Annotated in this window: 8 protein-coding genes; 7 read left to right on the forward strand and 1 reads right to left on the reverse strand. The window is 52.9% G+C overall.

Annotated elements, in window-relative coordinates; translation table 11 throughout:
- Window positions 1–388 precede the first annotated feature (388 nt).
- Window positions 389–646 (forward strand): hypothetical protein, encoded by a 258-nt coding sequence (locus tag LQ777_RS11445; RefSeq protein ID WP_232562655.1) that lies wholly within the window; start codon window positions 389–391, stop codon window positions 644–646.
- A gap of 44 nt (window positions 647–690) precedes the next feature.
- Here LQ777_RS11445 and LQ777_RS11450 read toward each other — a convergent pair whose 3' ends face one another.
- Window positions 691–3,489 carry a M14 family metallopeptidase gene (locus LQ777_RS11450; protein WP_232562656.1) on the reverse strand — a complete coding sequence of 933 codons (2,799 nt, stop codon included), beginning with the start codon at window positions 3,487–3,489 and terminating at the stop codon, window positions 691–693.
- Between the two features lie 550 nt (window positions 3,490–4,039).
- On the opposite strand from LQ777_RS11450, the gene LQ777_RS11455 reads away from it, so the two are divergent.
- The 6 genes from LQ777_RS11455 (at window position 4,040) to LQ777_RS11480 (ending at window position 13,343) form a co-directional block, all read left to right on the forward strand.
- Window positions 4,040–5,698 carry a TldD/PmbA family protein gene (locus LQ777_RS11455; RefSeq protein WP_232562657.1) on the forward strand — a complete coding sequence of 553 codons (1,659 nt, stop codon included), beginning with the start codon at window positions 4,040–4,042 and terminating at the stop codon, window positions 5,696–5,698.
- A 105-nt stretch (window positions 5,699–5,803) separates the two neighbouring features.
- Window positions 5,804–7,165, forward strand: a complete 1,362-nt coding sequence (locus LQ777_RS11460) for a TldD/PmbA family protein (protein ID WP_232562658.1) — start codon at window positions 5,804–5,806, stop codon at window positions 7,163–7,165.
- An 87-nt stretch (window positions 7,166–7,252) separates the two neighbouring features.
- Window positions 7,253–8,893, forward strand: coding sequence for a TldD/PmbA family protein (locus LQ777_RS11465; RefSeq protein ID WP_232562659.1), 1,641 nt, complete (start codon window positions 7,253–7,255; stop codon window positions 8,891–8,893).
- A 19-nt stretch (window positions 8,894–8,912) separates the two neighbouring features.
- Window positions 8,913–10,262 (forward strand): TldD/PmbA family protein, encoded by a 1,350-nt coding sequence (locus LQ777_RS11470; protein WP_232562660.1) that lies wholly within the window; start codon window positions 8,913–8,915, stop codon window positions 10,260–10,262.
- 87 nt (window positions 10,263–10,349) lie between these two features.
- On the forward strand, window positions 10,350–11,990 hold the full coding sequence (locus LQ777_RS11475; RefSeq protein WP_232562661.1) for a TldD/PmbA family protein: 1,641 nt from the start codon (window positions 10,350–10,352) through the stop codon (window positions 11,988–11,990).
- A 15-nt stretch (window positions 11,991–12,005) separates the two neighbouring features.
- Entirely contained in the window at window positions 12,006–13,343 is a 1,338-nt protein-coding gene (locus tag LQ777_RS11480) for a TldD/PmbA family protein (RefSeq protein ID WP_232562662.1), read from the forward strand.
- Window positions 13,344–13,366 lie beyond the last annotated feature (23 nt).

The following is a 13,366-nucleotide window of genomic DNA, read 5'->3' on the forward strand; positions in this document are numbered from 1 at the left end:
GTTTGCGGGTTTATCGCTGTGTTGCTGGCGATTGGATTAATCAAGTTCGGCTTTTCGCAAAGCGCTACTTAAACTCTCTCCGTTGCGGTTAGGAAATTACTGTGCACAACAACGGCTGTGTGCTATTCCTCACGAATGGTAGCCTGTCTTTTTTCTTTCTATAAAAGTTTAGCAGTATAAGCCTTTTTTGTACATTTGTATATACTTTGCGTGCAGATGGTCACCCAGCGTCTTTGGCTGCGTTGTCCGAAGCATTCCTAGTCGATTAGCTTCTTCTTTTGAGTCGTTTATACGACACTTCCTTGTAACCAATGTTCTGGTTTTTCAGAACGCCTACCACCTACACTATTCCTGAATTGGTCTTTGCTAAACCTTTTTGAATTAGGTCATGCACAACGCTGAATTGAATGGGACGCCCTGCCCGGTGTGTGGGCATGAGCAAACCTGGTGGCGACATTGTTCGAATTTATGCGACAATGGCTATATCGACGATGCGAGTGATTCGCTGCTTTACAGTTGGGTAGCCAGCCCGGTACCTTGCTCCGAATGTCGCGGAACAAGCATTGAGGTGTGGTGTCAGGGATGCGGAGTAAACATATCGGGTATCCGAATCCCTGAAGAAGATTTCTACAACGAAAAAGCCTGATTGACTCAATCAGGCTTTTTCGTTTTTAGAGCGGCTGGTCTTGCTTACTGACCAACGGATATCGCGTATAACTGGTTAAACAATAGTTTGAACGTTCCTTGTGCCTGAGCCCGGAAGGTAATTTCCGGACCAAAAGCGTAGAGCTTGCCCGACCCAACCGGGGCCATGAACGCGGCAACACCGTCCTGTAAATAGGACTGACCCCAGGCCCAGCCGCTACGCAGCGGCTTATTCGTGGAGAACCAGGCCAGCGGCTTCACAGTGCCTTTAGCAATAGCATCCGGGGCTAGTTTAAACACGGGACTAGCATCGAAATACACGTCCGTCTGAGAAGGCATACCCCAGGTAGCCTGTTGCGTCGAATCCAGTGTGACGCGTAAAATGCTGCCTGGGATGTAATATTTTTCAGCGGGTAGCGGACGCTCCTGGCCCGCATTGGTCATTTCAACCAACGCGTTTTTAACGGGTAAGCCCAAATGATAAGCCAGATTCGTGCTGGAACCGATGGTTACCACGCTACCGCCTGCTTCAAGAAACTTCTTTAGCTGAGGAATCGATTTGTCGGCGGTAATCCGGCCTACCCACGGGCGATACTCGGCGGGTAGCTCTTCCGTTTTTGGCTCCCGCATCTGGTATTCGCCTTCGCCACGGGTGCCACCACCTGAGTTGCTCACGGGTGGGATCGCCCGCGTAACAAACACAATGACATCGTACTTTTTGCGAAGATCACCGGCGTCGATGTCCTGTGCGCGAATAATGTTCATGGGAAAATGATACTGTTCCATCAGCCAGCGTACCCAGCCCGACGGCATCGAACCGCCGTACGTATCCCAGAGAGCGATTCGCATCGGCGAAACTTTGACCAGCGCCCCCGAAGGTCGCTTGGCGATTCCCGTTGCATCGACACCAAATTCTCTGGTCGCTTTTTCCAGAGCGGCTTTCGCTTTCGCCGACGCCGGAATAAAGAATGTCCCTGGTTCGACGGACGATTTGCCGGTGCTTCCCGACGGGAGCCGGTAAACGTCAACGCCCGATTTGAGCAGATCATTGACCGCAATAAACGAGTTGTTGGCTTGTGCATTCAAGACATAACCCGCGCCCGCCGACGCGTCCATACGGCCTTTTGGTGTTTGCAGTTCGCCGTAAGGCAGTTTTTTGAACGGACCATCAAACGCGTCCAGAATCCGGTCGAACTGAACGTTCATCTGGTAAGCCAGCGTCCAGCCAGCGGCATCGTACGGACGGATGGGCGGGCCACCTGGATACGGAAAATCATTGGGGTGATCCTGCGGTTCGAACATATCGAGTATGTGCGGACGGAACGCCTGGTCGGTCTTGACAACGTATGAACCCGCTGGGTACTTCTTGCCCGCTACGGTAAAATCGGCGGTTGCCTGCTGGATAAGAATACCTGTCTTGATCAGGGCATTCACAAAGTTAACGGTGGTTGCCGGATCGGTTTGATTCGCTGTAATGATGAAACCACGCGGATCGCGCAGCTTCGGATCTTTCAGGACTGCATCGTAGTATTTGATTGGCATACCACCCCCGCGCGAGCCTTCGCTGGCTGCCGGGCGTGCTGAGGAGTCGGAACGGGGCTTCTTCAGATCCGTCTGATAGGCTTGCGTGATGGCATCAACCCGTTTTGGGGAAAGTGTCCAATAATCGCTGCTGCCGCGCTCAATGGAATTTTTGCCCATCCGGTAAATGTTGAGCAGCAGTTCATCACGATGGCGGGCTGCATAATCGAGCGTTGCGTAGTTGAGCGAGAGCGAGTAATCAATCGACTGTTTGAAGTGCCACTTTTGCGGAGTCACCGGAAACGGGGTGTTGCCGTTCGGGATCAGCCGTTGTGGAACCAAAGGCACGGTTTCGGGGGTCGGGTTGCCAATAATCTCGGTTAGTAGGCCGATCATGTTGTGGAAGTGCGTTGTTGTGCGCAAACCGCCGTTGTACCAGGTTGAGAAAACAGAGCCGCCCAGCCGCGTAAAACCGGGTTTATCTTCCGCGTTCAACCGGTTGATCATGGCCGCGCCCAAGGCGTCGATACCCGTAATCATCAGCGGGTCGAAGACGTAGTTGAACGGATCGCGGTACGGCGGACCAGCCAGTACCGAACCTGCCGGGCCGCGCTGGTGGTGGTTGTACATGATCTGCGGAATCCACTCGACAAACAACTGCCGTCCGATATTCTGCGATTCTTTCATGTTCATAATAAAGAAGTCGCGGTTGTTGTCGTGCCCAACGTATTTCTGGTACAGCCGGGGCAAATAATCCAGCGTACGCTTTTCGGGTTTTGGCTCACGCATGTACCAGTTGCTGACAATTTCCTGCCCATCGGGGTTGGCGTGGGTCAGCAGAATCACGACATTATCCAGAATGCGAAGCGTTTCGGGGTCTTTCCGGCTGACCAGCTGCCAGGCTGTTTCGATCAGCTGATGCGTACCAACCGTTTCGGTAGCGTGAAGACCCCCGTCAATCCAGACGATTGCTTTGCCTTCGGTCGCCATCGCCATCGCCTGTTCCTTGGTAATGCCTTCTGCCCGGGCTAATTTCTGTGAGATCTCTTTGTAGCGGTCCAGTTTCTTGATATTCTCCGGTGACGATACAATCAGCATGTACTGGTGACGACCTTCTTCGGTCATGCCGATATCAACCAGTTTCGTGCGGTCCGACGTAGCCAGCTTTTTAAAATACGCTTCGGTCTGCGTGTAGGTTGCCAATTGATAGTCATCGCCGATGGTAAAGCCAAAATGCTCTTTGGGTGATGGAAGTGTTTGTGACCATCCCGTTGTCTGAACAAACAACAGTAGGACAGTAACCAATCGGAAAAATTGGAACATAATAAACGAAGTTAGTTGAGGGGGTTATCGATAGCGGTAGCCGTTACGGGTCCGTGTGGAAGTCATACGAAGCAGACTGCCCAATTCCGTCGTATATCTTCTTTTTAGAGTCCAATAACTGCTAATCAGCGGGTTATTGCGTATAAACTTAGTTAAGAAAAGGGGAGCTTACTCTATCTTTTAGAAATAGATTCCTGAATTTTTTTTGTTGATGGTCCCGCTGAAATAGATCTTTTGGCCAGCCGGGTGGACCAACCGTATAAGTATAATTCCGGGGCGGTCGTTTCAGTAAATTATTAGTAATTTCCTTTAAAACAATCACTTACTCGAAAAGCGGATTTTCCTCTTCTCCGACTTATTACTCATAACAAAGAAGACTACTGTTTAAAGTCGAAAAGGGCCATAAACTCAGATGAATATTTGGTAAGTGTATTGCCGTTCATCATAAAAGTTTGGTAATTGATCGTATTTTTGACCATATTCGCGTTTCTGATGCCCGTAAGCCCGACGGAATGCGATCAGAGAAAGCCAGTTTTTTATTATTCATCACATGAACAGAAGAGATTTCATTCAATTGTCTGGCATGGGTATGGGAGCTTTACTGACCGCCGGAATTCCGGCCAGTGGGGTGCCTATATTGGGCCATTCCGTGCCGTCCGAGTACTTGCTCGAACCGGGTGTGGATGTGGCCACCAAAAAACGGTTTGCCGACATCGCACTGAATGCGGCCAAAAGCAAAGGCGCCACCTACACCGACGTGCGCATTGGACGGTACTTGCAACAGTACATGTTTACGCGCGAAAAAAAGGTGCAGAACATTGTCAATGCCGAATCCTACGGCATCGGTATCCGGGTGATTGCCAATGGAACCTGGGGCTTTGCCGCTACCAGCGACGTGACTCCGGATGCCATTGCCCGCTGTGCGGAGACCGCTGTCGCCATTGCCAAGGCCAACGCCAAACTGCAAACCGAACCGGTTGTGCTGGCTCCGCAGAAAGGGGTAGGGGAAGTAAGCTGGAAGACGCCGATCAAAAAAAATGCGTTTGAAATCCCGGTACAACAGAAGATCGATCTGTTGATGAAAGTCAACGGGGCAGCTATCGATAACGGGGCGGCTTTTGTTACTTCGAATTTGTTTTTGGTCAACGAACAGAAATATTTTGCCTCGACCGATGGATCGTATATCGATCAGGATATTCACCGCATCTGGCCGACGTTCACGGTGACTGCTCTGGACAAAGGGGCGGGTAAGTTCAAAACGCGCGACGCGCTCAGTTCGCCAATGGGCATGGGCTACGAATACCTTGATGGGGTAGCGTCCGAAAAAATAGCGGCTCCCAATGGCCTGGTCGGCTATCGGTACTCGTACGACATGGTCGAAGACGCGGTGCTGGCGGCCAAGCAGGCGAAGCAGAAACTGACGGCCAAATCGGTTCAGCCCGGTAAATACGATCTGGTTCTCGATCCAAACCATTTAGGGCTTACCATTCACGAGTCGGTTGGTCACCCGCTGGAACTGGACCGCGTACTAGGTTATGAAGCCAACTACGCCGGTACCAGCTTTGCCACCCTCGACAAGTGGAAAACAAAAAGCTTTAACTACGGTAGCAAGCTGGTTAATATCGTTGCTGACAAACAACAGCCGTACACCCTCGGAACCGTCGGGTACGATGACGAAGGGGTTCCTAGCAAAGAATGGGATTTGATCAAAGACGGTATTCTGGTAAACTATCAGGCCATTCGTGATCAGGCGGCTATTCTGGGCGAAAAAGAATCGAACGGCTGTTGCTATGCCGATAACTGGAGTTCGGTGCAGTTTCAGCGGATGCCAAACGTCTCACTGAAGCACGGCGATGAAAAACGCTCTGTTTTCGATATGATCAAAGGCGTCGAAAAAGGTATTTATATCATTGGTCGCGGGTCCTATTCGATTGATCAGCAGCGTTACAACTTCCAGTTTGGCGGTCAGCTATTCTACGAAATCAAGAACGGTCAGATTGCCGGAATGCTCGACGATGTGGCATACCAGTCGAACACCCAGGAATTCTGGAACTCCTGCGCTCAGCTTTGCGACAAAGACGATTACCGCACATTCGGCTCGTTCTTCGACGGGAAAGGCCAGCCTTCTCAGGTAAGTGCCGTCTCCCACGGTAGCGCAACGACTCGCTTCAACGGCGTTAATGTGATCAATACAGCTCGGAAAATATAGGCATTACCTTGTCATTAATGGGCGTTGGCTGTCGTTTGCTGCCTGAATAAAGAAGGACGACAAATGACGATCAATAGCAATTGATGACACTTGAATGACACTAAAATGGCGATCTTAACCAAAGACGAAGCAAAGACGATCATTGATAAAGTGCTGTCCTACTCGAAGGCTGACGAGATGAGCGTCAACCTGTCGGGCGGACGGACGGGAAACATTCGCTACGCGCGGAATGCCGTCTCTACCAGTGGCGAAAGTACCAACCTGTCGCTGGCCGTTACGGCGGTTTTCGGCAAACGGTCGGGTACGGCAACGGTCAACGAGTTTGACGATGCCTCGCTCGAAAAAACGGTTCGCCGGGCCGAGGAGATTGCCCGACTGGCTCCCGAAAACCCGGAATACGTGCCCATGCTGGGGCCTCAAACGTATCTGTCGGCAGACCCTTACGCGGAAAGTACCGCTAAGATTGACCCTGCTTTCCGGTCGCAGGCGACCTTTGATAGTCTCGACCCCTGCCGAAAAAATAACCTGACGGCGGCTGGCTACATGGAAGATTCGACCCGGTTTACGGCACTGGGCAACACGAAAGGCTTATCGGCCTACAACCGCGAAACATCGGTTGAGTTTTCGGTTACGGTACGTACTGCCGATGGACTAGGCTCCGGATACGCGACCCGCGACGTAACGGATGTGTCGAAGCTCAGTACCAAAGACGCTACCGAAGTCGCCATGCAAAAAGCAAAAGCGTCGGCGAGTGCGCGGGCGTTAGAGCCGGGGAAATATACCGTTATTCTGGAACCCGCTGCTCTTTTGGCAAACGTAGACGCTTCGCTGCTGGCCGCGATGATGGGTTCGCTCGATGCACGCAGCGCCGAAGAAGGCCGTAGCTTCCTGAGTAAAAAAGGGGGCGGTACGCGCTTGGGCGAAAAGCTGTTTGATGAGCGCATCACCATTTATTCCGATCCGACCAATCCCGAAGTACCGGCGTCGCCGTTCGGTGGGGGCGGTGGTGGCCGCTTTGGGGGTGGCAGCGATGGACGTCCGCAGGAAAAAGTAACCTGGATCGAGAAAGGCGTCGTTAAAAACCTTTCGTATTCGCGCTACTGGGCCGAGAAGAAAGGCGTGAAAGCCATTCCGGCACCCGCCAATTTCATCATGGAAGGCGGTACGCAGTCGCTGGCCGACATGATAAAAAGTACGGAGAAAGGTATTCTGGTGACGAGGTTTTGGTACATCCGCCCCGTCGATCCGCAGACACTGCTTTACACCGGCCTGACCCGCGACGGAACATTTTACATCGAAAATGGGCAGATCAAGTTTCCGGTCAAGAATTTCCGCTTCAACGAAAGCCCCGTCATTATGCTCAACAACCTTGAAGCCTTGGGCAAACCCGTTCGGATGGGTGGTAATCTTGTACCACCGATGAAAATTCGGGACTTTACGTTCACGAGCCTGTCCGATGCTGTATAATTTTCACACGCAGAACACCGCGCTTTCTACCAGAAAACGCCGGGTGTTCTCTGTGCCATCTTCCTTCGTGTCTAAAACACTTTTTCAATGAACCGTCGAGATTTTAATCAGCTTCTGGGTATGGGGGCTGCTGGTATTTTGATGCCATCTTTGCCCGCCTTCTCGCGTACCGTCGCCCCCGAAGCATTGCTGGAGCCCGGTCTGGATATAGCCGTGAAAAAACGGCTGGCCGATGCCGCCCTGAATGCGGCCAAAGCGAAAGGAGCCACCTACGCCGACGTACGGATTGGTCGCTACCTGAACCAGTTTGTCCTCACGCGTGAAAACAAAGTGCAGGGAATCGTCAACTCCGAATCCTTCGGGGTGGGCGTCCGCGTGATTGCCGACGGTTGCTGGGGCTTTGCGTCGGTCGGTGATGCCCGCGACGAGTCCGTTGTGGCCAAAGCCGCCGAAACCGCCGTAACGATTGCGAAGGCCAACGCCCGGCTCCTGACCGAACCCGTACAACTGGCCCCCCAGAAAGGATTCGGGGAAGTAAGCTGGAAAGCGCCGATCAAGAAAAATGCCTTCGAAGTACCCATCAAAGAAAAGGTCGATCTGCTGCTGTCGTGCAATGCTGCGGCCATGAAAAACGGTGCCAACTTCGTCAACAACGTGATGTTTCAGGTCAACGAGCAGAAATACTTCGCATCGACCGATGGGACGTACGCCGACCAGGACATTCACCGGATTGGACCCAGCTTTACCGTAACTGCCGTTGACCCGGCCAATGGCCGCTTTGCGACCCGCAATTCGCTCAGCGCCCCAATGGGAATGGGCTACGAATACCTGCAAGTCAACCCGTCGGATAAGGTTACGGGCGTTACGACCCGCTACAACAAAGGGTACGATATGCTCGAAGACATCACGGCAGCCGCTAAACAAGCCAAAGAAAAATTATCGGCGAAATCGGTTGAAGCGGGTAAGTATGACCTTGTCCTCGATCCGTCGCACACCTGGCTGACCATCCACGAATCGGTCGGTCACCCGCTGGAACTGGACCGGGTGCTGGGCTATGAAGCCAACTACGCCGGTACCAGCTTTGCCACCCTCGATAAGTGGCAAAGCAAAAACTTTCAGTACGGTAGCCCCGCCGTCAATTTCTTCGCCGACAAAACGCAGGTTGGGTCCTTGGGTGCTGTGGGCTGGGACGACGAAGGGGTCAAAACCAAACAGTGGGATTTGATCAAGGACGGTGTGCTGGTCAACTACCAGGCCATTCGCGACCAGGCGCACATCATCGGCGAAAAAGAATCGCAGGGCTGCTGCTACGCCGATAACTGGAGTTCGGTGCAGTTTCAACGCATGGCCAACGTATCGCTGGCGGCTGGCAAAACACCCCTGTCGGTGCAGCAAATGATCAAGGATGTCAAGCGCGGTGTCTACATCATCGGCGACGGCTCGTTCTCGATTGATCAGCAGCGCTACAACTTCCAGTTTGGCGGTCAATTGTTCTACGAAATCAAAAACGGTGAAATCGTGGGAATGCTCAAAGATGTCGCTTATCAGGCCAACACCCGCGAATTCTGGAACTCCTGCGTAGCCGTCTGCGACGAAAGCGATTACCGGCTGGGTGGAGCGTTCAACGATGGGAAAGGACAACCCTCCCAATCCAGCGCCGTTTCGCACGGCAGCGCAACGGCCCGTTTCAACGGAGTAAACGTCATCAATACCGCTCGAAAAATCTAGTCATCGACAATAACGAACTATGGCCATTCTAACCAAAGACGAAGCCAAAAAAATCATTGATAAAGTACTGTCCTACTCGAAAGCTGACGAAACCAGCGTTAGCGTCAGTGGCAGTCGAACGGGCAACATTCGATACGCTCGTAACTCCGTGTCAACCAGTGGTGAAACCAATAACCTCTCGGTTGCCGTTACGTCGGTTTTCGGCAAGCGGTCGGGAACGGCAACGATCAACGAGCTTGACGATGCCTCGCTCGAAAAAACGGTTCGCCGGGCGGAAGAAATCGCCCGCTTAGCGCCCGAAAATCCGGAATACATGGCCATGCTGGGACCCCAGACGTATCTGGAATCAAACACCTACGCCGAAAGCACCGCCAAGATTGACCCTGAATTCCGGGCGCAGGCGGCTTTCGACAGCATAGATCCTTGTCGCCAGAAAAACCTGACGGCGGCCGGTTACATGGAAGATAACACGGGTTTTACGGCTATCGGCAACAGCAAAGGGCTGTTTGGCTACAACCGTTCGACCGGCGTTGATTTTTCCATTACGGTCCGCACTGCGGATGGGAAAGGGTCGGGTTATGCCAACCCGGATGTCAACGATGTCAGTAAGCTCAGCACGAAAGCATCCACCGAAATCGCCATGCAGAAGGCGCTGGCGTCGGCAAGTGCGCGGGCGCTGGAACCGGGAAAGTACACGGTTATTCTGGAGCCAACGGCGTCGGTTGAATTGCTGCAAAACATGATGCGCAGCATGGACGCGCGCAGTGCTGACGAAGGCCGTAGCTTTCTAAGTAAAAAAGGAGGGGGAACCCGACTGAATGAAAAGCTTTTCGATGAGCGAGTTACCATTATTACCGATCCGCTGAATGCTGATCTGCCTCTTTCGCCCTTTGGCGGGGGCGGTGGTGGTCGCTTCGGTGGGGGCGGTGGCGAAGGCGTTCCTCAGGAAAAAGTAACCTGGATCGAGAAAGGCGTTGTCAAGAATATGTTCTACTCGCGGTACTGGGCCGACAAGAAAGGGGCTAAAGCCGTTCCGCCCCCGTCGGGATTTATTCTTCAGGGCGGTACGCAGTCGCTGGCCGATCTGATCAAGAGTACCGATAAAGGTATCCTGGTGACGCGGTTCTGGTACATCCGTGCCGTTGACCCGCAAACGCAGCTCTACACGGGTCTGACCCGCGACGGAACGTTCTACATCGAGAACGGGCAGATTAAGTTTCCGGTCAAGAATTTCCGCTTCAACGAAAGCCCCGTCATCATGCTTAATAACGTCGAAGCCCTGGGTAAACCCGTTCGGGCGGGTGGCAACCTGATTCCGCCGATGAAGATTCGTGACTTTACGTTTACCAGTTTGTCAGACGCGGTATAATGATTCTGGGACGCGGATTTGTGTGTAATCCGCGTCCCGATTATTTTCGTCCACACAAACAAATCCCAACCTATCTAATGTACTCGCATGAACCGCCGAAACTTTAATCAATTAATGGGCATGGGCACGGCCGGGATCTTGCTGCCCAAGCTCCCGGCTTTTTCCCGCAACGTTAGTCCGGAAGCCTTACTGGAGCCGGGCGTCGATGTGGCGACCAAGAAACGGCTGGCCGATGCCGCCCTCAATACGGCTAAAAGTAAAGGAGCCACCTATTCCGACGTGCGGATCGGTCGTTACCTGAATCAGTACGTGATCACCCGCGAGGACAAAGTACAGAACATCGTCAACACGGAATCGTACGGCGTTGGTGTTCGCGTTATTGCCGACGGTTGCTGGGGCTTTGCCGCCGTGGTTGATGCGAAAAATGAAGCCGATACTGCGAAAGCGGCCGAAAAAGCTGTGGCCATCGCCAAAGCGAATGCCAAGCTGATGAAACAACCGGTTCAACTGGCTCCCCAGAAAGGCTACGGCGAAGTAAGCTGGAAAGCACCCATCCAGAAAAACGCCTTTGAAGTACCCATCAAAGAAAAGGTCGATCTGCTGCTTGGGGTGAACAATGCCGCCCTGAAGAACGGGGCAAACTATGTTAACTCGGTGCTGTTCATGGTCAACGAGCAGAAATACTTCGCGTCAACCGACGGGACCTATGCCGATCAGGACATTCACCGCATCTGGCCGATATTCAATGTAACGGCTATCGACCCAAAAACGGGCAAATTTGAAACGCGCAACGCCCTAAGCGCTCCGGTCGGCATGGGCTACGAGTACCTGCAAGTCAACCCGTCGGACAAGGTTACGGGCATTACGACCCGCTACAGCAAGGGCTACGATATGCTCGAAGACGTGACGGCTGCGGCTAAACAGGCACGGGCGAAACACACCGCCAAATCGGTTGAAGCGGGCAAATACGATCTGGTTCTTGATCCGTCGCATCTCTGGCTTACCATCCACGAATCGGTGGGTCACCCGCTGGAGCTGGACCGCGTACTGGGTTACGAAGCCAACTTTGCCGGAACCAGTTTTGCTACCCTCGATAAGTGGCAAAGTAAGAACTTTAACTACGGCAGTAAGCAGGTTAACCTGTTTGCCGACAAAACGCAGGTCGGTTCGCTAGGCGCTGTGGGCTGGGACGACGAAGGCGTCAAAACTAAACAGTGGGATCTGGTAAAAGACGGAACGCTTGTCAACTACCAGGCCATCCGTGATCAGGTACACATTATCGGTGAAAACGAATCACAGGGCTGCTGCTACGCCGATAGCTGGGGTTCGGTGCAGTTTCAGCGGATGGCCAACGTATCGCTGGCGGCTGGTAAAACACCCCTGTCGGTGCAGCAGATGATTAAGGATGTCAAAAAAGGAATCTACATCATCGGTGACGGCTCGTTCTCGATTGATCAGCAGCGCTACAACTTTCAGTTTGGTGGTCAGCTGTTTTACGAAATCAAAAACGGCGAGATTGCGGGTATGCTCAAGGACGTGGCATACCAGTCGAACACCCAGGAATTCTGGAACTCCTGCGTAGCCGTTTGCGATGAGCGTGATTATCGGTTAGGCGGCTCATTCTTTGACGGAAAAGGGCAACCCCCGCAGTCGAGTGCGGTTTCGCACGGTAGTTCGACCGCTCGCTTCAACGGGGTCAATGTCATCAACACAGCTCGAAAAATCTAGTCATCGACCACAACTATGGCAATCATACTCACCGAAGCCGAAGCAAAGGCGCTACTCACCAAAGTACTAAGCTATTCGAAAGCCGACGAATGCGAAGTCAATCTGTTGGGCGAAGAGCGGGGTAACCTGCGTTACGCTCGTAACGAAGTATCCACCAGCGGCTCCACGACAAACCAGAACCTACAGGTCCAGTCCGCATTTGGTAAAAAAGTTGGTACCGCAACAATCGACGAATTCGACGATGCGTCGCTCGAAAAGGTCGTGCGTCGTGCTGAAGAATTAGCCCGGCTGGCTCCCGAAAACCCTGAATATGTGAGCGTTCTCGGTCCGCAACAGTACATGAAGACTAACGGGTTTGTGGAGGCTACGGCCAACATCACGCCCGACACGCGGGCTGATGCCGTGGCGAAAAGCTTACAGCTGGCGCGCGACCAGAAGCTGACGGCGGCTGGCTTTTTACAGGACTATCATGGGTATACGGCCATGATGAACTCCAAAGGACTTTTTGCGTATTACCCCAGCACCAACGTCAATTTTTCGCTGACCGTCCGCACCGACGATGGTAAAGGTTCCGGCTACGTAGCGCGCGGCTATAACGACATAACAAAACTGGATACGGTGGCCGCAACGCGCATTGCGATGCAGAAGGCGCAGGGGTCCGCTGAGGCACGGGCTATTGAGCCGGGTAAGTACACCGTTATCCTGGAGCCGACAGCCGCAGCCGTGTTGCTGGAAAACATCTATTTCAATATGGATGCCCGCAGCGCCGACGAAGGCCGGTCGTACTTTAGCAAGATGGGCGGCAAATCCCGGCTTGGTGATAAAATCGTCGATGAGCGCGTAACGATCTATTCCGATCCGGCCAATGCCGAACTGCCCGCGTCGCCCTGGTCGGGTGACGGGCGACCTCAGGAAAAAACGATGTGGATCGAGAAAGGTGTCGTCAAAAATCTTTCGTATTCGCGGTATTGGGCGCAGAAAACTGGTAAAAAGGCGATTCCTGGTCCCAACAATGTGATTATGATGGGCGGCAACGCGTCGCTGGAGGAGATGATCCGAACCACGCAGCGCGGTATTCTGGTAACCAAACTCTGGTACATCCGGGAGGTCGATCCGCAGACGATTCTGCTGACGGGCCTGACCCGCGACGGAACGTTCTATATCGAAAACGGAAAGATCAAGCATCCGGTCAAGAACTTCCGTTTCAACGAAAGCCCGATCATTATGCTCAACAACCTCGAAGCCCTGGGTAAACCGGAGCGGGTAGTCAGTACCGAGTCCGATCAGAATTACCTGGTGCCGCCGATGAAGATTCGGGAATTTACGTTCACGAGCTTATCTGATGCGGTGTAAAGAAGCGTCCGCTAGTGTGGTGT

It is taken from the genome of Spirosoma oryzicola (assembly GCF_021233055.1).
GTDB classification, from domain to species: Bacteria; Bacteroidota; Bacteroidia; order Cytophagales; family Spirosomataceae; genus Spirosoma; species Spirosoma oryzicola.